This window comes from Pseudomonas sp. B22(2017) (assembly GCF_002113105.1).
Classification (GTDB): Bacteria; Pseudomonadota; Gammaproteobacteria; order Pseudomonadales; family Pseudomonadaceae; genus Aquipseudomonas; species Aquipseudomonas asiatica.
In genome coordinates, this window is record NZ_NEJN01000004.1 from 1 (window position 1) to 22,371 (window position 22,371).

The 22,371-nt window shown below is 63.9% G+C and carries 25 protein-coding genes; 10 read left to right on the top strand and 15 right to left on the bottom strand.

What is annotated here, in order from left to right; genetic code table 11:
* Positions 1-23: 23 nt before the first annotated feature.
* Both CAG18_RS10430 and CAG18_RS10435 read right to left on the bottom strand, forming a co-directional pair.
* Entirely contained in the window at positions 24-1,514 is a 1,491-nt protein-coding gene (locus tag CAG18_RS10430; RefSeq protein ID WP_085720858.1) for a pitrilysin family protein, read from the bottom strand.
* Positions 1,507-2,862: a pitrilysin family protein gene (locus CAG18_RS10435; RefSeq protein WP_015272157.1), complete on the bottom strand. Its 1,356-nt coding sequence runs from the start codon at positions 2,860-2,862 to the stop codon at positions 1,507-1,509. Before CAG18_RS10435 ends, CAG18_RS10430 begins: the two co-directional genes overlap by 8 nt.
* Positions 2,863-3,092: 230 nt before the next feature.
* Here CAG18_RS10435 and ftsY point away from each other — a divergent pair, with 230 nt between their 5' ends.
* From ftsY to rpoH, 4 genes are all read left to right on the top strand, one after another.
* Positions 3,093-4,589 (top strand): signal recognition particle-docking protein FtsY, encoded by a 1,497-nt coding sequence (gene ftsY, locus CAG18_RS10445; protein WP_085720859.1) that lies wholly within the window; start codon positions 3,093-3,095, stop codon positions 4,587-4,589.
* Positions 4,590-4,591: 2 nt separating this feature from the next.
* The gene (ftsE, locus tag CAG18_RS10450; RefSeq protein ID WP_013974630.1) at positions 4,592-5,263 is read left to right on the top strand and encodes a cell division ATP-binding protein FtsE; all 672 of its coding nucleotides are present in this window, start codon (positions 4,592-4,594) and stop codon (positions 5,261-5,263) included.
* Positions 5,260-6,282: a permease-like cell division protein FtsX gene (gene ftsX / locus CAG18_RS10455; protein WP_013974629.1), complete on the top strand. Its 1,023-nt coding sequence runs from the start codon at positions 5,260-5,262 to the stop codon at positions 6,280-6,282. Before ftsE ends, ftsX begins: the two co-directional genes overlap by 4 nt.
* 111 nt (positions 6,283-6,393) lie before the next feature.
* Positions 6,394-7,248, top strand: a complete 855-nt coding sequence (gene rpoH, locus CAG18_RS10460) for an RNA polymerase sigma factor RpoH (RefSeq protein WP_003249083.1) — start codon at positions 6,394-6,396, stop codon at positions 7,246-7,248.
* Positions 7,249-7,429: 181 nt separating this feature from the next.
* On the opposite strand, the gene mtgA is transcribed toward rpoH, so the two are convergent.
* On the bottom strand, positions 7,430-8,140 hold the full coding sequence (mtgA, locus tag CAG18_RS10465) for a monofunctional biosynthetic peptidoglycan transglycosylase (protein ID WP_015272154.1): 711 nt from the start codon (positions 8,138-8,140) through the stop codon (positions 7,430-7,432).
* Between the two features lie 64 nt (positions 8,141-8,204).
* Between mtgA and CAG18_RS10470 the strand changes: the two genes are divergently transcribed.
* The 4 genes from CAG18_RS10470 to trmB all read left to right on the top strand — a co-directional run bounded on the left by CAG18_RS10470 (position 8,205) and on the right by trmB (position 10,460).
* Positions 8,205-8,576 (top strand): DUF423 domain-containing protein, encoded by a 372-nt coding sequence (locus CAG18_RS10470; RefSeq protein WP_085720860.1) that lies wholly within the window; start codon positions 8,205-8,207, stop codon positions 8,574-8,576.
* A 103-nt stretch (positions 8,577-8,679) separates the two neighbouring features.
* Positions 8,680-8,880, top strand: a complete 201-nt coding sequence (thiS, locus tag CAG18_RS10475; RefSeq protein ID WP_003257817.1) for a sulfur carrier protein ThiS — start codon at positions 8,680-8,682, stop codon at positions 8,878-8,880.
* Positions 8,881-8,933: 53 nt separating this feature from the next.
* Positions 8,934-9,728 carry a thiazole synthase gene (locus CAG18_RS10480; protein WP_015272152.1) on the top strand — a complete coding sequence of 265 codons (795 nt, stop codon included), beginning with the start codon at positions 8,934-8,936 and terminating at the stop codon, positions 9,726-9,728.
* 9 nt (positions 9,729-9,737) lie between these two features.
* A complete protein-coding gene (gene trmB / locus CAG18_RS10485; RefSeq protein WP_085720861.1) occupies positions 9,738-10,460 on the top strand; it encodes a tRNA (guanosine(46)-N7)-methyltransferase TrmB in 723 nt (240 codons plus the stop codon).
* A gap of 266 nt (positions 10,461-10,726) precedes the next feature.
* On the opposite strand, the gene CAG18_RS10495 is transcribed toward trmB, so the two are convergent.
* The 9 genes from CAG18_RS10495 to CAG18_RS10535 all read right to left on the bottom strand — a co-directional run bounded on the left by CAG18_RS10495 (position 10,727) and on the right by CAG18_RS10535 (position 17,296).
* Positions 10,727-11,053 carry a DUF3392 domain-containing protein gene (locus CAG18_RS10495; protein WP_003257821.1) on the bottom strand — a complete coding sequence of 109 codons (327 nt, stop codon included), beginning with the start codon at positions 11,051-11,053 and terminating at the stop codon, positions 10,727-10,729.
* A gap of 9 nt (positions 11,054-11,062) precedes the next feature.
* Positions 11,063-12,238 carry a radical SAM family heme chaperone HemW gene (gene hemW / locus CAG18_RS10500; protein WP_085587715.1) on the bottom strand — a complete coding sequence of 392 codons (1,176 nt, stop codon included), beginning with the start codon at positions 12,236-12,238 and terminating at the stop codon, positions 11,063-11,065.
* Complete coding sequence (rdgB, locus tag CAG18_RS10505) at positions 12,235-12,831, bottom strand: RdgB/HAM1 family non-canonical purine NTP pyrophosphatase (protein ID WP_015272150.1); 597 nt, start codon at positions 12,829-12,831, stop codon at positions 12,235-12,237. The genes hemW and rdgB overlap by 4 nt, the downstream gene beginning before the upstream one ends.
* Complete coding sequence (locus tag CAG18_RS10510) at positions 12,828-13,262, bottom strand: DUF4426 domain-containing protein (RefSeq protein WP_013974622.1); 435 nt, start codon at positions 13,260-13,262, stop codon at positions 12,828-12,830. The genes rdgB and CAG18_RS10510 overlap by 4 nt, the downstream gene beginning before the upstream one ends.
* 22 nt (positions 13,263-13,284) lie before the next feature.
* Positions 13,285-13,905: a methionine biosynthesis protein MetW gene (gene metW, locus CAG18_RS10515; RefSeq protein WP_015272149.1), complete on the bottom strand. Its 621-nt coding sequence runs from the start codon at positions 13,903-13,905 to the stop codon at positions 13,285-13,287.
* A 7-nt stretch (positions 13,906-13,912) separates the two neighbouring features.
* Positions 13,913-15,052, bottom strand: coding sequence for a homoserine O-acetyltransferase (locus CAG18_RS10520; RefSeq protein WP_013974620.1), 1,140 nt, complete (start codon positions 15,050-15,052; stop codon positions 13,913-13,915).
* Positions 15,053-15,151: 99 nt separating this feature from the next.
* On the bottom strand, positions 15,152-15,742 hold the full coding sequence (locus CAG18_RS10525) for a YggT family protein (RefSeq protein WP_085720862.1): 591 nt from the start codon (positions 15,740-15,742) through the stop codon (positions 15,152-15,154).
* Positions 15,743-15,752: 10 nt separating this feature from the next.
* A complete protein-coding gene (gene proC, locus CAG18_RS10530; protein WP_015272148.1) occupies positions 15,753-16,571 on the bottom strand; it encodes a pyrroline-5-carboxylate reductase in 819 nt (272 codons plus the stop codon).
* Between the two features lie 38 nt (positions 16,572-16,609).
* On the bottom strand, positions 16,610-17,296 hold the full coding sequence (locus tag CAG18_RS10535; RefSeq protein WP_013974617.1) for a YggS family pyridoxal phosphate-dependent enzyme: 687 nt from the start codon (positions 17,294-17,296) through the stop codon (positions 16,610-16,612).
* Between the two features lie 65 nt (positions 17,297-17,361).
* Between CAG18_RS10535 and CAG18_RS10540 the strand changes: the two genes are divergently transcribed.
* Positions 17,362-18,360, top strand: coding sequence for a type IV pilus twitching motility protein PilT (locus CAG18_RS10540; RefSeq protein ID WP_085720863.1), 999 nt, complete (start codon positions 17,362-17,364; stop codon positions 18,358-18,360).
* 127 nt (positions 18,361-18,487) lie between these two features.
* Here the strand turns inward: CAG18_RS10540 and CAG18_RS10545 are convergent, their stop codons facing one another.
* A complete protein-coding gene (locus tag CAG18_RS10545) occupies positions 18,488-19,123 on the bottom strand; it encodes a C40 family peptidase (RefSeq protein WP_085720864.1) in 636 nt (211 codons plus the stop codon).
* A gap of 166 nt (positions 19,124-19,289) precedes the next feature.
* Here CAG18_RS10545 and CAG18_RS10550 point away from each other — a divergent pair, with 166 nt between their 5' ends.
* Positions 19,290-19,709 carry a TM2 domain-containing protein gene (locus tag CAG18_RS10550; protein ID WP_013974614.1) on the top strand — a complete coding sequence of 140 codons (420 nt, stop codon included), beginning with the start codon at positions 19,290-19,292 and terminating at the stop codon, positions 19,707-19,709.
* 143 nt (positions 19,710-19,852) lie between these two features.
* Here the strand turns inward: CAG18_RS10550 and CAG18_RS10555 are convergent, their stop codons facing one another.
* Together CAG18_RS10555 and argS are read right to left on the bottom strand one after the other, a co-directional pair.
* On the bottom strand, positions 19,853-20,551 hold the full coding sequence (locus CAG18_RS10555) for an SPOR domain-containing protein (protein WP_025340965.1): 699 nt from the start codon (positions 20,549-20,551) through the stop codon (positions 19,853-19,855).
* Position 20,552: 1 nt separating this feature from the next.
* The gene (gene argS / locus CAG18_RS10560) at positions 20,553-22,289 is read right to left on the bottom strand and encodes an arginine--tRNA ligase (RefSeq protein WP_013974613.1); all 1,737 of its coding nucleotides are present in this window, start codon (positions 22,287-22,289) and stop codon (positions 20,553-20,555) included.
* Positions 22,290-22,371: the final 82 nt, after the last annotated feature.

A 22,371-nucleotide genomic window follows, 5' to 3' on the forward strand; every position in this document is an offset into this window, starting at 1 on the left:
GGCGGGAGGGGTGGATCTTGGCATTAGTGCTCCGGTACCCCGAGCGGCTGCTCGGAGGGCTTGTCAGTGGGGGCAGGCAGCGGTTTCTGTGGCACTTTCGGGCCCACGGTAACCATCACCAGTTTATCCGCTGACAGGTGTTTGTTCATGGCTGCTTTGACCTGCTCGACGGTGAGTGCCTGGGACTGCTGCATGAAGTCCTCCAGCCAGGTCAGCGGCAGATTGTAGAAACCGATGGCGCCCAGTTGGCCGACGATACTCGCATTGCTTGCATTGGACAGTGGGAAACTCCCAGCCAACTCGCGCTTGGCGTCGTCCAGTTCCTGCTGGGTGGGGCCGGTCTTGAGGTAATCAGCGAGAATGCTCTGTACCAGCTTGAGCGTACCTTCGCTGAGCTCGGCACGGGTTTGCAGGTTGATCATGAACGGGCCACGCACCTGCATCGGGCTGAATACCGAGTACACGCCGTAGGTCAGGCCGCGCTTCTCGCGCACCTCGCTCATCAATCGGGTACCGAAGGAACCCCCACCGAGAATCTGGTTGCCCAGCGATAGCGCTGGCCAGTCCGGATCCTGGCGGTCGATACCCAGGGCGGCGAGCATAAGGTGTGTCTGCGTGGACGGAAAATCGATGTGGTTGAGGCTCGGGTAGGTTTCAGCAGGTTGGGCCGGTGCTGCCAGTGCCGGGCCCTTGGGCAGGCCGGCGGATACCTGGGCGGCGATGCTTTCGGCCTCGCTACGGCTGAGGTCGCCGACCAGGGCAATGACTGCGTTGCCGCCGGTGTAGGCCTTGGCATGGAAAGCGCGCAGCTGTGCCAGGCTGATGGCATTGATGCTCTCGGCGGTGCCGTCGCTCGGGTGAGCGTAGGGGTGGTCGCCGTAGAGATTGGCGAACAATGCCTTGCTGGCGACCTTGCCGGGATTTTGCTTCTCGTATTCGAAGCCGGCGAGCATCTGGTTCTTGATGCGCTTGAGGGCGTCTTCAGGGAAGGTCGGCTTGCCAGTCACTTCGGTGAACAGCTTGAGCGCCGGTTCACGCTTGTCCTTGGCGCTGAGGCTGCGCAGCGAAGCCACGGCCATATCGCGGTAGGAGCCGTTGCCAAAGTCGGCGCCCAGGCCCTCGAAGCCTTCGGCGATGGCAGTCACATCCTTGCCGGCCACGCCTTCGTTGAGCATGGCGTTGGTCAGGGCGGCCAGGCCTGGCGTGCCGCCATCCTGGCTGCTGCCGGCGGCGAAGGTGATGCGCAGGTCGAACATCGGCAGTTCGCGGGCCTCGACGAACAGCACGCGGGCGCCTTCTGCAGTGTTCCAGTGCTGTATGTTCAACTGGCGCCGGCTGGGCGCCTTGCCATCCAGTTCGGCCAGTGACTGCAAGGTATTGGCCGGGCGTGCCGCGTTGCTGTCGGCTTTGGCGGCATTGTCAGCCATGGCCGGGGCGGCCAGCACCGCCGCCAGCGCCAGGGCGCGGATGCCCGTGGTCAGCAGGGTTGGGCGTGGTACGCGGCGATTACTCATGAGCGGACTCCTCGGGCAGTACATGGGCAACGCTCAGGCGTTCGCGGGTGAAGTAGGTACGCGCGGCGTTCTGGATATCCTGCGGAGTAACGCGCTTGAGCTCATCCAGCTCGCTGTCGATCAGCTTCCACGACAGGCCGACGGTTTCCAGCTGGCCGATGGTAGTGGCCTGGCTGCTGATGGAGTCGCGGTCGTAGACCAGGCCGGCAATGACCTGGGCGCGTACGCGCTCCAGCTCTTCGGCGCTGGGCGGGGTGGTCTTGAGCTCATCAAGCAGCTGCCAGATGCCTTTCTCGACATCGGCGAGGGTTTTTTGCTTCTGCACGTTCGGCGTGGCCGAGATCAGGAACAGGCTGTCGCCGCGGGTGAAGGCGTTGTAGCTGGACGAAGCGCCGGCCACCAGTTCCTGGCCGCGTTCCAGGCGTGCCGGCATGCGGGCGCTGTAGCCGCCGTCGAGCAATGCCGAGATCAGGCGCAGGGCATGCACCGTACGCGGATCCTTGGCGGTGGGCAGGCCAGGTACGTTGAAACCGTAGATCAGGCTCGGCAACTGGGTGCGCACGTGCAGCGTCAGCTGGCGCTGGCCTGGTTGGACCAGCTCGAGCGGCAACTTGGCCGGTGGCACGGCGCGTTTGGGGATGCTGCCGAAGTACTTCTGCGCCAGGCCCTTGACCTCATCGACGGTGACATCGCCGACCACCACCAGGGTGGCGTTGTTGGGGGCGTACCAGGATTCGTACCAGTGGCGCAGTTCCTCGACCTTCATGCGCTCCAGGTCGGCCATCCAGCCGATGGTCGGGGTATGGTAGCCGCTGGCCGGGTAGGCCATGGCGCGGAACAGCTCGAACGCCTTGGAGTTGGGCTGGTCGTCGGTGCGCAGGCGGCGTTCTTCCTTGATCACCTCGATTTCGCGGCTGAATTCGTCAGCGGGCAGGCGCAGGCTGGCCAGGCGGTCGGCCTCCAGCTCCAGGGCCACCGGCAGGCGGTCGCGGGCCAGCACCTGGTAATAGGCGGTGTAGTCGTCGCTGGTGAAGGCGTTTTCTTCGGCGCCAATGTCACGCAGGATGCGCGAGGCCTCGCCGGGGCCGACCTTGGCGCTGCCCTTGAACATCATGTGTTCCAGCGCGTGTGACAGGCCGGTCTGGCCAGGGGTTTCGTAGCTGGAGCCAACCTTGTACCAGATCTGCGAGACCACCACCGGGGCGCGATGGTCCTCGCGCACGACTACTTTCAGGCCGTTGTCGAGGATGAATTCATGGGTGGGTTGCACATCGGCGGCGAAGGCCGCGAGCGGCAGGCAGAGCGTGCCGAGCAACAGGCCAGCGGCGCGGCGGGCTAGAGCATTCATACGGTGTTTAACCTGTTCGGCGGCCCGCTGGTTTAGCGTCGGCGGGCCAGGAGGTGCTAGGATACTGATCCGGTTGCCTGGCGACCATGCCTGTCGCCGTTCTGGCCCGCAGGACACTAAGACAAAACGTTGCGCATGAACCAGCCGGCTTCAAGATAGTCTGTTCTGCGTAGAGAGAATTCCCGATGCGCCATAGCTGGCCCATCGCTACCCTGAGATAGCCGTCTTCCATGTTTGGTTCCAACGACGACAAAAAAGCGCCAGCCGAGGCTGGTGAGAAGAAAGGCCTGTTCAGCTGGTTTCGCAAGAAGCCGCAGCAACCTGTGGCAACGGGCGTGCCCGCGAATGAACCCCCAGCCGTCGAGCAGCCTGCAGCCGCTCCGGTCGAAGGGGCTACCGCCGAAGCGCCACAGGCCCCTGAACCCGTTCAGGCCCCTGCGGCCCCACAGCTGACAGAACCGCAGCAGGTCGCCGCACCCGTCCAATCCCCAGTGGTCGAGGCCCCTGTCCCCGAACCGGTTGCTTCCCAGCCGTTGCAGGCCCCTGAACCCGAGCCGGTCGCTTCCCAGCCGCTGGTGGCACCTGCACCGCAGCCGGTCGCGTCGATGCCCTTGCAGGCGGCCCCGGTCGTCGAACCGGCCGCGCCGGTCAGCAACCTGGTGCTGCCGGTTGCTGAAGAGCCCGTGGCCCTGGTGCCGGATCTGGAGCCGAAAGCGCCGCCCGCCATCCCGGAACGCCCTGCACCAGAGCCTGCTGCCCCTGTGACTGCAGCCCCGGTCGCCGTGCAGGCCGAACAGGCCAAGCCCGGCTTCTTCGCCCGCCTCAAGCAGGGCCTGTCGAAGACCAGCGCCAGCATCGGCGAGGGCATGGCCAGCCTGTTCCTGGGCAAGAAAGTCATCGATGACGACCTGCTTGACGAAATCGAAACCCGACTGCTGACCGCCGACGTTGGCGTGGAAGCCACTTCCACCATCGTCCAGAACCTGACCCAGAAGGTTGCCCGCAAGCAGCTGGCCGACGCCGATGCTCTGTACAAGTCGCTGCAGGAAGAACTGGCTGCGCTGCTGCGCCCGGTCGAGCAGCCGCTGGTGGTGCAGGCGCAGAACAAGCCCTATGTGATCCTGGTGGTCGGTGTGAACGGCGCCGGCAAGACCACCACCATCGGCAAACTGGCCAAGAAGCTGCAGCTCGAAGGCAAGAAAGTGATGCTGGCTGCTGGCGACACCTTCCGTGCTGCTGCGGTCGAGCAACTGCAGGTGTGGGGCGAGCGTAACCAGATCCCGGTGATCGCCCAGCACACCGGCGCCGACTCCGCTTCGGTGATCTTCGATGCCGTACAGGCCGCCAAGGCCCGTGGCGTCGACGTGCTGATCGCCGACACCGCTGGCCGCCTGCACACCAAAGACAACCTGATGGAAGAGCTGAAGAAGGTCCGCCGGGTCATCGGAAAGCTCGACGCCGAGGCGCCGCACGAGGTGCTGCTGGTACTCGATGCGGGCACCGGCCAGAACGCCATCAGCCAGGCCAAGTACTTCAACCAGAGCGTCGAACTGACCGGCCTGGCCCTGACCAAGCTGGACGGCACTGCCAAGGGCGGGGTGATCTTCGCCCTGGCCAAGCAGTTCAAGCTGCCGATCCGCTTCATCGGTGTCGGTGAAGGCATCGACGACCTGCGTACCTTCGAAGCCGAGCCGTTCGTCAAGGCTCTGTTCGCCGAGCGAGACTGAACATGATCCGATTCGAACAGGTTGCCAAGCGCTATCCCAATGGTCATGTGGGTTTGCATGAGCTGAGTTTCCGGGCGCGCCGGGGCGAATTCCTGTTCGTCACCGGCCACTCGGGCGCGGGCAAGAGCACCTTGCTGCGCCTGCTGCTGGCCATGGAGCGCCCGACCAGCGGCAAGCTGATGCTGGCCGGGCAGGACCTGGGCCAGATCAGCAACTCGCAGATCCCGTTCCTGCGTCGGCAGATCGGCGTGGTGTTCCAGAACCACCAGCTGTTGTTCGACCGCACGGTGTTCAACAACATCGCCTTGCCGCTGCAGATTCTCGGCCTGTCCAAGGCCGAGGTCGCCAAGCGCGTGGACTCGGCGCTGGAGCGAGTGTCGCTGGCCGACAAGGGCGAGCTGTTCCCGGCCGACCTGTCCACCGGGCAGCAGCAACGGGTAGGCATCGCCCGCGCCATTGTTCACCAGCCAGCCCTGCTGCTGGCCGACGAACCCACCGGTAACCTCGACCCGCGCCTGGCCGCGGAGATCATGGGGGTGTTCGAGGACATCAACCGCCTGGGTACCACGGTATTGATCGCCAGCCACGACCTGGCACTGATTGCGCGCATGCGCCACCGCATGCTGACCTTGCAGCGCGGCCGCTTGATCGGCGATGGGGAGGCCGGGCAATGAGCACTACACGTACGCCGAAGGTTTCCGAGCGGGTTGCGCCGAAGCCGGCCGACCCGCAACCGGCGAAGAAAAAGCACGACGACGATGACGGCCCGGATTTCCGCACGCTGCTGCATGCCTGGCTGGAAAGCCACCGTGCCAGCATGGCCGACAGCCTGCGCCGGCTGGGCAAGCAGCCGATCGGCAGCTTCTTCACCTGCCTGGTGATGGCGGTGGCGCTGAGCATGCCCATGGGCCTGTCATTGCTGCTGAAGAACGTCGAGAAGCTTGGCGGCTCGTGGCAGCGCGCCGCACAGATCTCGCTATACCTCAAGCTCGATGCCGGTAGCCGCGAAGGCGAGGCGCTGCGCGACGAGATCAAGGGCATGCCCGGCGTGGCCGACGCTCAGTATGTCAGCCGCGAGCAGGCGCTGGAGGAGTTCCAGCAACAGTCTGGCCTGGGCGAAGCCCTGCGTGAACTGCCTGACAACCCGCTGCCCGGCGTAGTGGTGGTGACCCCGACCGAAGTCGACAAGCCGGCCCTGGAAGCCTTGCGTCAGCGCCTGTCGGAGCTGCCGCGGGTGGAAGTGGCGCAACTCGACCTGGTATGGGTCGAGCGCCTGGCGGCCATCCTCAAGCTGGGTGACCGCTTCGTCTTCGGCCTGGCCGTGATGCTGATTTCTGCCCTGTTGTTAGTAATCGGTAACACAATTCGTCTACATATTGAAAACCGCCGTACCGAGATCGAAGTGATCAAGCTGGTCGGTGGCACGGATGCCTACGTACGCCGGCCTTTCCTGTACATGGGCGCGCTGTATGGCCTGGGTGCAGGGGTGATCGCATGGGGCATCCTGGCGTTTGGCCTGAACTGGCTGAACGAGGCGGTGGTAGGGCTTTCCGGGCTGTACGGCAGCGACTTCGCCCTGGGTGGGGTGCCGGCGTCCGATGGTCTGTCGCTCTTGATCGGAGCGGTGCTGTTGGGGTATATCGGTGCATGGATCGCAGTGGCCCGCCATCTGAACGAGCTGGCGCCGCGATAGTTTTTACGTGCCAGCATTGACAAATTATTCACCATGGAACTTGTACCGTCGTTCCAGGTCAATGTTGGCAGCGCCCACAAGGCGCGAGTTCTGTAAGTCGGAGGTTCTTGAATGACCACATCGTTGCAACCTGCCTATGCCCTGGTACCTGGTGCAAACCTGGAAGCCTACGTGCACACGGTCAACAGCATCCCGCTGCTGACTGTCGAGCAGGAGCGTGATCTGGGCGAGCGTCTCTATTATGAGCAGGATGTCGAGGCCGCTCGTCAAATGGTGATGGCCCACCTGCGTTTCGTCGTACATATCGCCCGTAGCTATGCCGGTTACGGGCTGGCCCAGGCCGACCTGATCCAGGAAGGCAACGTCGGCCTGATGAAAGCCGTCAAGCGCTTCAACCCGGAAATGGGCGTGCGCCTGGTGTCGTTCGCCGTGCACTGGATCAAGGCAGAGATCCACGAGTTCATCCTGCGCAACTGGCGCATCGTCAAGGTGGCCACCACCAAGGCCCAGCGCAAGCTGTTCTTCAACCTGCGCAGCCAGAAGAAGCGTCTGGCCTGGCTGAACAACGACGAAGTGCACCGCGTGGCGGAAAGCCTGGGCGTGGAGCCGCGTGAAGTGCGCGAGATGGAAAGCCGCCTCAGCGGCCAGGACATGGCCTTCGACCCGGCAGCGGAAGCTGACGACGACAGTGCCTTCCAGTCGCCTGCGCATTACCTGGAAGACCACCGTTATGACCCGGCGGTGCAGCTGGAGGATGCCGACTGGAGCGACAACTCCACCAGCAACCTGCACGAAGCATTGCAAGGGCTGGACGAGCGTAGCCGCGACATTCTCTACCAGCGCTGGTTGGCGGAAGAGAAGGCCACGTTGCATGAGCTGGCGGACAAGTACAGCGTTTCGGCTGAGCGGATTCGCCAGTTGGAGAAGAATGCGATGAACAAGGTCAAGGCGCTGATCGCGGCCTGATCGAGCCCTGGCTCCAAGGAAAAGCCGCTGGCCCGCGTAGGGTGAGCGGCTTTTCTATTTGTGCTGGCTTTGCGGGTCTTTTCGCAGCACAAGGCTGCTCCTACAGGTACAGCGCCAGCTCGGAGGGTACTTGTAGGAGCAGCCTTGTGCTGCGAAGAGGCCAGAAGAACCGGCAGCAAATTCAAAGTTTGCGCGAAGTGTCGAGCTGCATCAGGTAGCTGGGCCCACCCAACTGGCTCATCTGCCGGCGAATCCAGCCGGCACGGCTGGCCACATAGGCGCTCGGCCGGCTGGCGCTCCACTTGATCGGGCTCGGCAGCACCGCCGCCAGCTGCGCCGCCTGCTGGCGGCTAAGCCGGCTGGCATCGACGCCAAAGTGGTAGCGCGCTGCCGCCTGGGCGCCAAACACACCTTTGCCCCATTCGGCACTGTTCAGGTAGACCTCGAGAATCCGCTCCTTCGACCAGAACAGCTCGATCAACGCGGTGAACCAGGCCTCCAGGCCTTTGCGGAACCAGCTGCGCCCGGACCACAGGAACAGGTTCTTGGCCACCTGCTGGGTCAGGGTGCTGGCACCGCGAATGCTGCCGCCGCGCTCGTTGTAGGCCAGCGCTGCCTGGATGGCTGGGATGTCGAAGCCCCAGTGGTTGGCGAACTTCTGGTCCTCGCCGGCAATGACCGCAACCTTGAGGTCGTCGGAGATGTTCTCCCACGGCTCCCAGTCGCGCTGCAGGTCGATCGGCTCGCCATTCACCCAGGACTGCACCTTGCGCTCCACCATCAGCGCCGTACCGGGTGGTGGGACCCAGCGGAACACCAGTACCAGCACAATGCTGCCGGCAGCGAACCAGAGCAGGGCGCGAGAGAGGCGGCGGAGAAGGGTTGGCAGCATGGCGATGGCTTGGCCGTACGGGTGGAAGGGGCCATTATACAGACCCGATCCAAGGAGTCGTCCCATGCTTCGCAGCTTCCTGATGCTTGCCGCCTTTTTCGGCTTCACCGGTGTCGCCCTGGGCGCTTTCGCCGCCCACGGCCTGAAAAGCCGGCTGACGGCCGACTACCTGGCTATCTTCCAGACTGGTGTGACCTACCAGTTGATACATACCCTGGCCCTCTTCGCTGTCGCCGTGCTCTCGGTGCACCTGTCAGGGCGCCTGGTCGGCTGGGCTGGCGGCCTGTTTGCCGTGGGGATAGTGCTGTTCTCCGGTAGCCTGTACCTGCTGACCCTCAGCGGCCTGGGCAAGCTCGGCATCATCACCCCGATTGGTGGCCTGTGCTTCCTCGCCGGCTGGCTGTGCCTGGGCCTGGCAGCCTGGCGGCTCGGTTGACCGGGTGGTCCACAATCACGACTAATGGTGTGCAGCGCCCTTGGGTTGCAGGGCGGTTCAGCGCTAGAATGCGGGCCCCCAAAGAACAATGGTGGCCGTGCGCATGCGCATTCAACTGAACGGTGAACCTTACGAATTGCCCGCTGGCGAAAGTGTCGCGGCCCTGCTGGCCCGCCTGGAGCTGACCGGGCGCCGCGTCGCGGTGGAACTGAACCTGGATATCGTGCCGCGTAGCCAGCACGACAGCACGCTGTTGAACGACGGCGATCAGGTCGAAGTGGTCCACGCCATCGGTGGCGGCTGATTCTGGCCGGCGATTCACCTGCAAGCCCAGCAACCTTTTCCCGAGGAACAACCATGAGCAACGTTCGTAGCGACAAGCCCTTCACCCTGGCCGGGCGTACTTTCCAGTCGCGCCTGCTGGTCGGTACCGGCAAGTACCGTGACATGGAAGAAACCCGCCTGGCCATCGAAGCCTCGGGTGCCGAGATCGTCACCGTAGCCGTGCGCCGCACCAACATTGGCCAGAACCCGGGCGAGCCGAACCTGCTCGATGTGCTGCCTCCGGACCGCTATACCATCCTGCCGAACACTGCTGGCTGCTACGACGCGGTCGAAGCCGTGCGCACCTGCCGCCTGGCCCGCGAACTGCTGGATGGCCACAACCTGGTCAAGCTGGAAGTACTGGCCGACCAGAAAACCCTGTTCCCCAATGTGATCGAAACCCTCAAGGCCGCCGAAGTGTTGGTCAAAGACGGTTTCGATGTGATGGTCTACACCAGCGATGATCCGATCATCGCCCGCCAGTTGGCCGAAGTCGGCTGCATTGCGGTCATGCCGCTGGCTGGCCTGATCGGTACCGGCCTGGGTATCTGCAACCCCTACAACCTGCAGATCATCCTGGAAGAGTCCAAGGTGCCGGTGCTGGTGGATGCTGGTGTGGGTACTGCGTCCGACGCCACCATCGCCATGGAAATGGGCTGCGAAGCTGTGCTGATGAACTCGGCCATCGCCCACGCCCAGCAGCCGGTGCTGATGGCCGAGGCCATGAAGCACGCCATCGTCGCCGGTCGCATGGCCTACCTGGCCGGCCGTATGCCGAAGAAACTCTATGCCAGCGCCTCTTCGCCGCTGGATGGTCTGATCAAGTAAGAGCCCCTGATGACTGAATCGCACGATACGCCGATCACCCCCGACGGCGAAGCCCGCCCGCACCGCCGCATCAAGAGTTTCGTGATGCGCGCCGGGCGCATGACCGAAGGCCAGCAACGTGGCCTGGAGCAGGGCGGCCCGCTGTACATCCTGCCGCTGGCCGACAGCCCGGTGGACTACGACCAGGTGTTTGACCGCTCGGCGCCGCGCACTCTGGAGATCGGCTTCGGCATGGGCCATTCCCTGCTGGAAATGGCTGCTGCCGCGCCTGAACAGGACTTCATCGGTGTGGAAGTACACCGCCCGGGTGTTGGTGCGCTGCTCAACGGCGTGCTGACCCAGGGCCTGAAGAACCTGCGGGTATATGACTGCGATGCCATCGAAGTGCTGAACCGCTGCGTGGCGGACAACAGCCTCGACCGCCTGATGCTGTTCTTCCCCGACCCATGGCACAAGGCGCGCCACCACAAGCGCCGCATCGTCCAGCTGGAGTTCGCCGAACTGGTACGGCGCAAGCTCAAGCCAGGTGGCGTGTTCCACATGGCCACCGACTGGGAACCGTATGCGGAGTACATGCTGGAAGTGATGAGCGCTGCCCCGGGCTATCGCAACCGTGCGGCCGACGGTACTTACGTGCCACGCCCGGAAGAACGCCCGATCACCAAGTTCGAACGCCGTGGCGAGCGGCTGGGGCACGGGGTTTGGGATTTGAAGTTCGAGAAGGTGGATTGACCGGCTGATACGGCCTTTCGATATGCCGATGCCTGCAGAAATGCAGGCGAAAAAAAACCGCCTTGAGAAGGGCGGTTTTTTTATGACTGTGCTCAAGACCGTTCGGGACTTTGTGGGAGCGGGCGTGCCCGCGAAACAGGCGACGCGGTGGATGGCACCGGCTTTGCCGGTGTTCGCGGGCATGCCCGCTCCCACAGTGACCGCATGCGCATTTAAATTTTGAGCAAGACAGTTGCTCCTGCAAGGGTTCAGTGCAAGGCCGTGGCTCAGCCCCGTCGATCAGCCACCACCCCGATCAGCACCAGTACCACCAGCAACACCGGCGCCAGCGCGTAGTTGTTGAACTGGCTCAGCCCTTTCACCACCCAAGGCGTGGCATAGATCAGCGCCGCACCGCTGCCGATCATCACCAGCAAGGCCATGAACGGTACGCGCAGGGCGCCCGCCAGGCCGCCCAGGCGTTGTTCCACCCAGCCCTTGATATCGGTGCCGAACAGCACCAGCAGGCAGCCTACCAAGGCCAGTGAAATCTCCGACAGGTTGCTGCGGCTCCAGCGAGAAACCGTCGCGAGCAGATCAAGTACCAGATCCATGGGTCATCCTTAGGTCAAGAAATACTGCAGCAGGTCATTGAGGAACAACTGGCCCCTCGGCGTGGCCACCAGTCGATCCGGTTCGACCTGCAAAAGGCCCTTTTGTTCGGCCGCGCGGCGTGCCTCGCGCAGTTGTGCCAGCGGCAAACCGGTGCGTTGGGTGAACAGTTCGGCTTCCACCCCATCGGTCAGGCGCAGGGCATTCATCAGGAACTCGAACGGCAGCTCGTCGACTGGCAGCAGCTTTTCGCCGGCCTTGAACGGCTTGGCCAGGTTCAGGTAGTCCTTGGGCAGGCGAGTTTTCCAGGTGCGCAGGATGCGCCCGTCGGCGAAGGTCAGCTTGCCGTGGGCACCAGCGCCGATGCCGATGAAGTCGCCAAAGCGCCAGTAGTTGAGGTTGTGCCGGGCAGCGCGCCCCGCTTGGGCATAGGCCGAGACTTCGTACTGGCGGAAGCCGTGTTCGGCCATCAGTGCCTGGCCGGCCTCCTGGATATCCCAGAGGATGTCGTCCTCGGGCAGCTCGGGCGGCTGGTTCCAGAACACCGTGTTCGGCTCCACGGTCAGCTGGTACCACGACAGGTGCGTCGGCCCCAGGTCGATGGCCTGGCGCAGGTCGCCCAGCGCGTCGTCGAGCGACTGGTCGGGCAGGCCGTGCATCAGGTCCATGTTGAAGTTGTCGAAGCCGGCGGCGCGCGCCATGCCGGCGGCGCGGACCGCTTCATCGCCATTGTGGATACGCCCCAGCGCCTGCAGTTTGGCTGGCTGGAAGCTCTGCACACCGATGGACAGACGATTGATACCGGTTTGCCGGTAGGCCTTGAACTTGTCCTGCTCGAACGTGCCCGGGTTGGCCTCCAGGGTGATTTCGATGTCCGGCGCAAACGGGATACGTTGTTCCACGCCACGCAGCAGCCGGCCAAGGGCGTCGGCACTGAACAGGCTGGGGGTACCGCCGCCGAAGAAGATCGAGCTGATCGGCCGGCCTTGCACGGCAGCCAGCTCCTGGTCGAGGTCGGTCAGCAGGGCGGCGACGTAGGCATCTTCCGGCAGTTCAGGCCCGGCAGCGTGGGAGTTGAAGTCGCAGTAAGGGCATTTGCGTACGCACCACGGGATGTGGATGTACAGCGCCAGCGGCGGCAGGCTGGTGAAACCCGCCGCGCCGGGGTTGGACAGCGTTTCGATCATGCCAGGCCCAGACGTTGGCGCAGCAGGGCCATGGCGCGGGCGCGGTGGCTGAGCTGGTTCTTGTCCACAGGGGCCAGGTCGGCGCTGGAGCAGCTGCGCTCCGGTACCCAGAACAGCGGGTCGTAGCCAAAGCCGTGCTCGCCACTGGCCTCGAACATGATGCGCCCGTGCCACAGGCCTTCGCACAGGATCGGCAGCGGGTCGTCAGCATGGCGCACCAGTGCCAGGACGCAGACGAACTGAGCACCGCGCTCGGCTTCAGGCACGTCTTTCAGTGCTTCGAGCAGCTTGGTATTGTTCGCCGCATCACCCTTGCCGTCGGCATAGCGCGCCGAGTAGATGCCCGGCGCGCCGCCGAGGAAGTCCACCGCCAGGCCAGAATCGTCGGCCAGGGCCGGCAGGCCGGAAATGCGTGCGGCGTTGCGCGCCTTGAGGATGGCATTCTCGACGAACGACAGGCCGGTTTCTTCCGGCTCGACCTGGCTGAACTCGCCGATCGAGCGCAGTTGCACGGACGCGCCGAGCATGGCCTGGAGTTCCTTGAGTTTGCCGGCGTTGTGGCTGGCCAATACGAGTTGCTGGAAATTCATCATTCGCCTGGGAACACTTCCTGGTTGAAACTGAGGGAGTTGCTGATACCGCCGGTTTCGATATTCAGGTCGAAGGTGACGGTTTCTGGCTGGTCGATCTTGAACTGGGCGATGTAGTACACCGCGCCCTGTTCGGTGATCTGCTTGAACGACAGCGGGCTGCTGCGCCCGGTCAGGTCCTTGACCGTGCCGCTGACCACCGCCATGGCGGGTTTGTTGGCCTTGAGCACGGCGATGTTGAGTACGCCCTGGTTCTTGCTGCGTACCAGGCCGGTGGCTGCGGCCACCTCCGGTGTCAGCATGCTCGAGGTGAACGCGCTGTAGTGCACCGTCACGTCGCCAAACACTTCCTTGCGCTCGGGACGGGCAGCATCGGCAGCCAGTACCGGCAGGGCCAGGCACAGGCTGATCAGGAACAGGGCTAGGCGACGCATGGGGTGATTCCTCCGGTGGGCGTCAGACCGCGAGCTGATGTTCTTGCAGGCCCGGGCTGCTGACACGGTAGATGCCGATCTCACCTAGAAGATTAGGCCAAAGCCGGCCACCCCACCCGTTGCGGTGCAAGTGGTCGACCGCCAGGCGGTCTAGCACCTTGGCGCGGCGCTCGTGGCACAGCTCTTCGAAGTCGGCAAAGGTGCAGAAGTGGATGTTCGGCGTGTTGTACCAGGTGTACGGCATGAAGTCCGAAACCGGCATGCGGCCTTTGGTCGCCAGGTACCAGCGGCAACGCCAGTGGCCGAAGTTGGGGAAGGTGATGATGCACTGGCGGCCCACGCGCAGCATCTCGTCGAGGATGCGGTCGGGGTACTCCACGGCCTGCAGGGCCTGGGTCATGATCACCACGTCGAAACTGTTGCTGGCGAAGTTGCCCAGGCCCTTGTCCAGGTCCTGCTCGATGACGTTGACGCCCTTGGCCACACAGGCCGCGATGTTGTCGGCGTCGATCTCCAGGCCATAGCCGGTGACCTGCTTGCGGTCGCGCAGCGAGGCCAGCAGTTCGCCGCTGCCGCAACCCAGGTCGAGTACCCGGCTGCCGGCGGGGATCCAGTCGTGGATGATTTCCAGATCGGCTCTCATGCTGTCCTCAGATGGCAATGCGGTTCATGTAGTTCGAGAAACCCTGCATGTAGCGAGGCGTGGGGATCAGGAAGGCATCGTGCCCGTAAGGCGAGTCGATCTCCAGGTAGCAGACATTCTTGCGCGCGGCCATCAGGGCGTCGACGATCTCGCGCGAACGGGCCGGGGAGAAGCGCCAGTCGGTGGTGAACGACATGATGCAGTAATCCGCCTTGACGTGGGCCAGGGTGGCTGCCAGGTCGCCGCCCTGGGCGGCGGCGGGGTCGAAGTAGTCCAGCGCCTTGGTCATCAGCAGGTAGGTGTTGGCGTCGAAGCGCCCGGAAAACTCCTCGCCCTGGTAGCGCAGGTAGCTCTCGACCTGGAATTCGACGCTGTGGAAGTCGTAGTTGAGCTTGTCGCTCTTCAGCTCGCGGCCGAATTTTTCACCCATCGAGTCATCCGACAGGTAGGTGATGTGGCCGACCATGCGCGCCAGCATCAGGCCACGCTTGGGGATCACGCCCTGGTCCTGGAATGAACCGCCGTGGAATTCGGGGTCGGTGAGGATGGCCTGGCGTGCCACTTCATTGAAAGCGATGTTCTGTGCCGACAGCTTGGGAGCCGAGGCGATGTCGACGCAATGGCGCACACGCTCGGGGTAGCTGATGGTCCACTGCAGCGCCTGCATGCCACCCAGGCTGCCACCGACCACGGCGGCCCACTGCTGGATGCCCAGGCGCTCGGCCAGGCGCACCTGGCTGTGTACCCAGTCTTCTACGGTCAGCACCGGGAAGTCGGCGCCGTAGGGCTTGCCGGTGGCCGGGTTGATGCTGCTGGGGCCGGTGCTGCCGTTGCAGCCGCCCAGGTTGTTCAGGCTGACCACGAAGAAGCGGTTGGTGTCGATCGGCTTGCCAGGGCCGATACAGCTGTCCCACCAGCCCGGCTTGCGGTCGGTGGCGGCATGGTAGCCAGCGGCATGGTGGTGGCCGGAGAGGGCATGGCAGATCAGCACGGCGTTGCTTGCGCTGGCGTTCAGGGTGCCATAGGTCTCGTAGACCAGTTCGTAACTGGCCAGGGAGCGACCGCAGGCCAGGGCCAGCGGTTCATCGAACCGGGCGGTTTGCGGTACTACCAGACCGACGGAATCTTCGGGAAAGACAGTGGACATCGACCCTGCTCACGCTTGACGGAGGCGTAAGTCTAAAGAGCGCTACCCCCAGCGGCAAGCAGAGGCTTGTCGCTGGAAGCAACCAGAGTCAGCTGGGGCTCAGATCATCCGCCATAGCTCTTGTGGCATGCCGGCGTAGGCGGCCAGCGGCGGCATGACGAACGACTGGATTACCTGGATCGCGAGGAAGGCGAAGATCGGCGAGATGTCCATGCCGCCCAGGTTGGGCACGATGCGGCGGAACGGTGCCAGCACCGGTTCACTGATCTGGTAGGCCAGCTCAGCCGCCGGGTTGTGGCTGTTGGGAGCAACCCAGGACACGATCACCATGATGATCATCGCGACCCAGAAAATCTTCAGGAACAGCGAGGTGATACCGATGATGGCCCACATCAGCAGGTGCAGGATGTCACCGAAGGTCCCGTAGGTGACCATCAGCACGAAAGCCATCAGCAGCGCCTGGATGACCACCGACAACAGCAGCGACGAGGTATCCAGCCCACCAACGCTGGGGATGACTCGGCGAATCGGCTTGAGCAGCGGCTGTGTGGCGCGCACGGCGAACTGGCACAGCGGGTTGTAGAAGTTGGCCTTGACCAGCTGCAGGACAAAGCGCAGCAGGACGATCACCAGGTACAGGCTGACCAGGGTTTGCACCACGAAGATCGCGGCGCCGGACAGTGCATTCATCTGAAGCTCCTTATTTGCCCAGTTGTTCGGCCAGCTCGGCGGAACGTGTAGCCGCAGCCTGCAGCGCCTGTTCGACGATGGCTTCGAAGCCGCTGGCCTGGAACGACTTGATCGCCGCTTCGGTAGTGCCTGCAGGCGAGGTGACTCGGCGGCGCAGTTCGGCAGCATCGACATCGCTGGCAACCGCCATGCGTGCGGCGCCCAAGGCAGTCTGCAGGGTCAGCTGGGAGGCAGTTTCACGTGGCAGGCCAAGCTTTTCGCCTGCCGCGGTCATGGCTTCGATCAGCAGAAAGAAGTACGCCGGGCCGCTGCCGGAGACTGCCGTCACGGCGTCCAGTTGCTGCTCCTGCTCGAGCCACAGGGCGGTGCCCACGGCCGACAGCAGTTGCTCGGCCTGCTGGCGTTGTTCGCTGGATACTTCCGCGGTGGCGTACAGGCCGCTGACGCCCTGTCGCAGCAGTGCCGGGGTGTTGGGCATGCAGCGAACCACCGGGCGAGCGCCGACCCAGCTTTGCAGGCTGGCGCAGGTGATGCCGGCGGCAATGGAAACGATCAGCTGGCCTTCCTGCAGGTTCGGTTGCAGGGACTGGCATACGGCTTTCATGACCTGCGGCTTGACCGCCAGCACGATGACGTCGGCGCCATCGATGGCCTGGGCGTTGTTCTCGAAGGTTTCGATGCCGTGCTCGGCCTGGATGCGGCTGCGGGTCTCGGCGCCCGGGTCGCTGGCGCGGATCTGCGAGGCGTCCAGGCCCTGGGCACGCAGACCACCGATCAGGCTGGCGGCCATGTTGCCGGCGCCGATAAAGGCAATACGAGTCTTGCTCATGTCAGGTCCTTGTAGGAAAGAGTGAGTAAAGCATGGAATCAGGGCTGCCCGTAATCGCGGGCACCGAACAGGGCGGTACCGATACGCACCCAGGTCGCACCCTGTGCAATGGCCGCCTCCAGATCGTGGCTCATGCCCATGGACAGGGTGTCCAGACCAAGGCCGAGGCCTTCCTGCAACTGGCGCAGGGTGGCGAAGGCGGCTTCCTGGGCGGCGCGGTCATCAGTGGGTTCGGGAATGGCCATCAGTCCGCGCAGGCGAAGGTTGGGCAGTGCGGCTACCGCTTTGGCCAGGGCCGGCAGGTCGGCAGGGGTGCAGCCGGATTTGCTGTCTTCGCCGCTGACGTTCACCTGCAGGCAGATGTTCAGTGGTGGCAGACCGGCCGGGCGCTGCTCCGAGAGGCGTTGGGCGATTTTCAGGCGGTCCACGGAATGTACCCAGTCGAAATGCTCGGCGATGGCTTTGGTCTTGTTCGACTGGATGGGGCCGATGAAGTGCCAGATCAAGGGCAGGTCGCCGAGTGCCTGCTGCTTTGTCAGCGCTTCCTGTAGGTAGTTTTCCCCGAAATCGCATACGCCGGCGGCGTGGATTTCGCGGATGGCGCTGGCTGGCTTGGTCTTGCTCACGGCCAGCAACTGGACGCTGGCCGGATCACGCCCGGCAGCCTGGGCAGCGCTGGCGATACGGGCGGAAATAGCGGAAAGGTTGTCTGCTAGGGTGGACATGGACTGATGCCGGCGGCTGGAGGGTTTGCGGCATTCTACCTACTTGAAGGCCTTTGGGGAGTCTCATGGATGTGACCGACCTGTTGGCCCGGGCCGTGGATGCGGGGGCTTCCGACCTGCACCTGGCGGCGGGCCAGTTACCGATGTTGCGCCTGGATGGCGAGCTGCAGCGCATGGCCCTGCCGACCTTGGGCCCGGCGACCTTGACCAAGGGCATGGCACCCATGCTGGATGAAGACCAGCGCCGACAGTGGGCCCAGGGTGATGAGCTGGACCTGGCGCTGGAATTGCCGGCGCTAGGGCGCTTTCGGCTGAATCTGTTTCGCCAGTTGCACGGCCCTGCGGCCACCTTTCGCCTGATCCCGGGGCATATAGCCACGCTCGATGAACTCGACCTGGTCGATGTGTTTCAAGCTGTTGCGCAGTGCCGAGATGGCTTGATCCTCGTCGGTGGGCCGACCGGCTGTGGCAAGTCCAGCACCTTGGCGGCACTGCTCGACCAGCTGAACCGCGATCGTGCTCTGCATATCATCACCCTTGAGGACCCTGTCGAAGTTATCCACAGCAGCCAGCGCAGCCTGGTCAACCAGCGTGAGGTCGGCCGCCATTGCGGTGGGTTTGCCCAGGGGCTGCGCAGTGCCCTGCGCCAGGACCCGGATGTGATCATGATCGGTGAGCTGCGCGACCTGGAAACCATTCGCCTGGCCTTGCGTGCGGCTGAGACCGGGCACCTGGTACTGGCGACCGTGCATACCCGTTCGGCGGTGAGCAGTGTTGACCGGTTGGTGGAGGTGTTCGCTGCCGAAGAGAAGCCGTTGGTGCGGGCGATGCTGGCCGAGTCGTTGCGCCTGGTGGTAGCGCAGGTGCTGGTCAGGCGCGCGGGCGGAGGGCGGGTTGCTGCGCGGGAAGTGCTGGTGGTGACGCCAGCGGTGCGTAACCTGGTTCGGGAAGGGCGAATGGCGCAGTTGTGTTCGGTGATGCAGGCGGGTGGTGCGGACGGGATGCGGACAATGGAGGGGGCGATGCGAGGACTGAGGGAGCGAGGGCTGATTGAGGACTTGTAGTGGCTGTACCGGCCCCTTCGCGGGCACGCCCGCTCCCACAGGTATGGCGCTGCCCGAGAGAGCGACGCGGTACCTGTGGGAGCGGGCGTGCCCGCGAAGAGGCCGATACAGGAGAGCGCCGATCAGATCAGCGCTTGGCCAGGCTCAGTTGCTGCTGTTCTTTCGGCAGCACTCGCTTGGCCACCACGTAATGCTTCTGCCAGTAAGGCTTGCTCAGGGTGTCGATGCTCACCCGCTTGCCACGGCGTGGAGCATGGATGAAGCGGTCGTTGCCCAGGTAGATGGCAACGTGGTTCACCCGACGGCTCTTGATGTTGAAGAAGATCAGGTCACCTGGCTTCAGGTCACCCTTGGCTACCTTGACGCCGTGGCCCTGGGCCATGGCATTGGAGGTGCGCGGCAGGTCGACGTCGGCGACGTCGTTGAAGGCGTATTTGACCAGCCCGCTGCAGTCGAAGCCTTTCTTCGGGCTGCTGCCGCCCCAGACATAAGGGGTGCCGAGCACATTCACCGCGCGGCTGAGCACATCGCTGCTCTGCTTCGGCGACATGGCGGCGACTGGCGCACCGGGCACGCTGCGGCTGATGGCGGCATTGCTTGGGCGGGTGCGCAGCGCGGTCTGCTTGACTGGTGCGTGTCTTACCGAGGCATTGGTGGTGTAGCCGGTAAAACCATTGGGAAGACGTTGCTCACGATTGGTGGCGTGGGCGGCCAGGGGCAATAATAGGCAGAGGGTCAGCCATGTCTTGAGTAAAGGCGGCATAGATGAAGCTCTTATGAATAGTTATGTGTTGGGCGCGCAACTTTATAACAGCTTTTTGATCAATCTTTGATCCGTTGGTCGATTGTCCAGGTGCCGTACGTCGGCCTGCGACAAGAAAGTCACATTTTTTCTTAGAAAATTTTCGGATAACCCACGGGGGCTATGAATGAACAGTTATCAACAGGGGGCGCCGTTTCACGACACCCACAGCAAGACCATTGGCTACCTGCTATGGATTTTCGGCTTTACCGGGTCGCATCGTTTCTATTACGGCAAGCCGGTAACCGGCACCATCTGGTTCTTCACTCTGGGCCTGCTGGGCATCGGCTGGTTGATCGACCTGTTCCTGATCCCGTCCATGGACCGTGAAGCTGACCTCCGGTTCCAGTCCGGGCGCATTGACTACAACATCGCCTGGATCCTGCTGACCTTCCTCGGGGTGTTTGGGCTGCACCGGCTGTATCAGGGCAAGTGGATCACCGCGATCATCTACTTCTTTACCGGCGGGCTGTTCCTGGTGGGGGTGCTGTATGACTTCTGGACGCTGAACAGCCAGGTTTCCGAGCGGAATGCGGGGCGGGGTTGACGCACAGCCCTTGTGGGAGCGGCCTTGTGTCGCGAAAGGGCTGCAAAGCAGCCCCAGCATGCTCAGCAGCACCGCTGAAATCCTGGGGCCGCTTTGCGGCCCTTTCGCGACACAAGGCCGCTCCCACAGGGCGCAAATGCAGGTTACTGACGGGTCTGCCGCTGTTGCAGCAGCAGGTTGCTGAAACCTGCCCCAGCCAGTTGCTTCTGCGCCCCGGTCAGCTGCTCGCGGTTGCTGAACGGGCCCACCAGTACGCGGTACCAGGTTTCGTCCTTGACCGTGCCCGACTCCACCTTCACCGACTGGCCCAGCAGGATGATCTGCGCACGCACCTTGTCGGCATCGGCCTGCTTGCGGAACGAACCAGCCTGCAGGAAGAACTGGGTGGTTGCCGCCGGCTTGATCACCGGTGGCGCCGGTGGCGGGGTCTGGCCCATCAGCGCCGCCTGGGCTCGCGCCGTGTCGATCTTCGCCGCTTCGGCCGGCGTCACCGGGGTCACCGGCTGGGCCGGGACGGGTGGCGTCTTCTCTGGCACGGCCTCCGGCGGCACGATCACCTCGGACTCCGGCAGCAGCGTGTAGAAGTCGTACTTCGGCTTCACCGGCTGCTGCGGGGTGGCCTGCGCCGGCTTGCCGGCTTCGGCCACTTTCTCCGCCTTCTGCTGCTCGGGCTTGGTGCGCTTGATGTCTTCGCCACCGGGCTCGAGCTTCATCAGGAACACGATGAACGCGCCTACGGTCAGGCCGACCGCCAGCCATACCCAACCGGGAATCGGCTGCTTGGCCGGCGCCGTCTGGCGGCTGGCGCCGCGTTTGGGTGCGGGTTTTTTCTTGGCAGCCAACTTACATGCGCTCCAGGGTTTCCAGGCCGAGCAGTTCCAGACCTTGCTTGAGAGTGCGGCCGGTCAGCGCCGCCAGGCGCAGGCGGCTCTGCTGCTGCTGCGGGGTTTCGGCGGCAAGAATCGGGCAGTTCTCGTAGAAGCTGGAGAACAGGCCGGCCAGGTCGTACAGGTAGCTGCACAGCACGTGCGGCGTGCCCTTGTCGGCGACGTTGTTGAGGATTTCGCCAAACTGCGCCAGGCGCGCGGCCAGGTCCTGTTCGTGGGCAGCCTGCAGCACGATGTTGCCGTCGACTTCATCGAAGCCCTTGCCCAGTTTGCGGAATACGCCGGCCACGCGGGTGTAGGCGTACAGCAGGTAAGGCGCGGTGTTGCCTTCGAAGTTGAGCATCAGCTCGAAGTTGAAGCTGTAGTCGCTGGTGCGGTGCTTGGACAGGTCGGCGTACTTCACAGCGCCGATGCCAACCACTTCACCGATGTGGCGCAGTTCTTCGTCGGCCAGGCTCGGGTTCTTTTCCTTGACCAGCGCGTAGGCGCGTTCCTTGGCCTCGGTGAGCAGGTCGATCAGCTTCACGGTACCGCCGTCACGGGTCTTGAACGGGCGGCCGTCGGCACCGTTCATGGTGCCGAAGCCCATGTGCTCCATCTGCATCGGGTGGCCCACGAAGCCTGCGCGGCGTGCAACTTCGAACACCTGGTTGAAGTGCAGGGCCTGGCGCTGGTCGACGAAGTACAGGGCGCGGTCTGCCTTGAGCACGTTGCTGCGGTAGCGCACGGCAGCCAGGTCGGTGGTGGCGTACAGGTAGCCGCCGTCGGCCTTCTGCACGATCACCGGCAGTGGCTCGCCTTCGCTGTTCTTGAACTCGTCGAGGAACACGCACTGGGCGCCCTGGTCTTCGACCAGCAGCCCCTTGGCCTTGAGGTCGGCGACCACGTTGGCCAGGTCGTCGTTGTAGGCGCTTTCACCCATCACGTCGGCCATGGTCAGCTTGACGTTGAGCAGCTCGTAGGTCTTCTGGCAGTGCGACAGCGAAATGTCCTTGAAACGCGTCCACAGGGCCATGCAGTCCGGGTCGCCGGCCTGCAGCTTGACCACCAGGCCGCGGGCGCGGGTGGCGAATTCTTCGGATTCGTCGAAGCGCTTCTTGGCGGCGCGGTAGAAGTTTTCCAGGTCCGACAGCTCGTCGCTGGTGATCGGGTTTTCTTCCAGGTAGGCCAGCAGCATGCCGAACTGGGTGCCCCAGTCGCCCACATGGTTCTGGCGGATCACGTCATCGCCGAGGAACTCCAGCACGCGCGCCACGCTGTCACCGATGATGGTCGAACGCAGGTGGCCGACGTGCATCTCCTTGGCCAGGTTGGGTGCCGACATGTCGATCACAACCTTTTGCGCAGGGCCGGCCTTGCGCGCGCCCAGGTGGGCGTCGGCCAGTGCGGCATCCAGGCGGTTGGCCAGGGCGTCGGTGTTCTGGAAGAAGTTGAGGAAGCCGGGGCCGGCGATTTCGACCTTGCTGATGTCGGCGCTGGCCGGCAGGGCATTGATCAGTTTCTCGGCCAGGTCGCGCGGCTTCATGCCGGCTGGCTTGGCCAGCATCATGGCGATGTTGCTGGCGAAGTCGCCGTGGGTCTTGTCCCGGGCGTTTTCCACCTGGATCGCCGGCGACAGCCCTTCAGGCAGCACACCGTCGGTGACGAGTTGGGTGAGGGCTTGCTGGATCAGCTGGCGAATGGTGTCTTTCATGGGGATCTCTTTTCGACCGCAAGCGCGGTGGAGCGCTTGGATGCGCAGGTGGAAAAACTGGGCATTATCCGTGGCTGGGGGC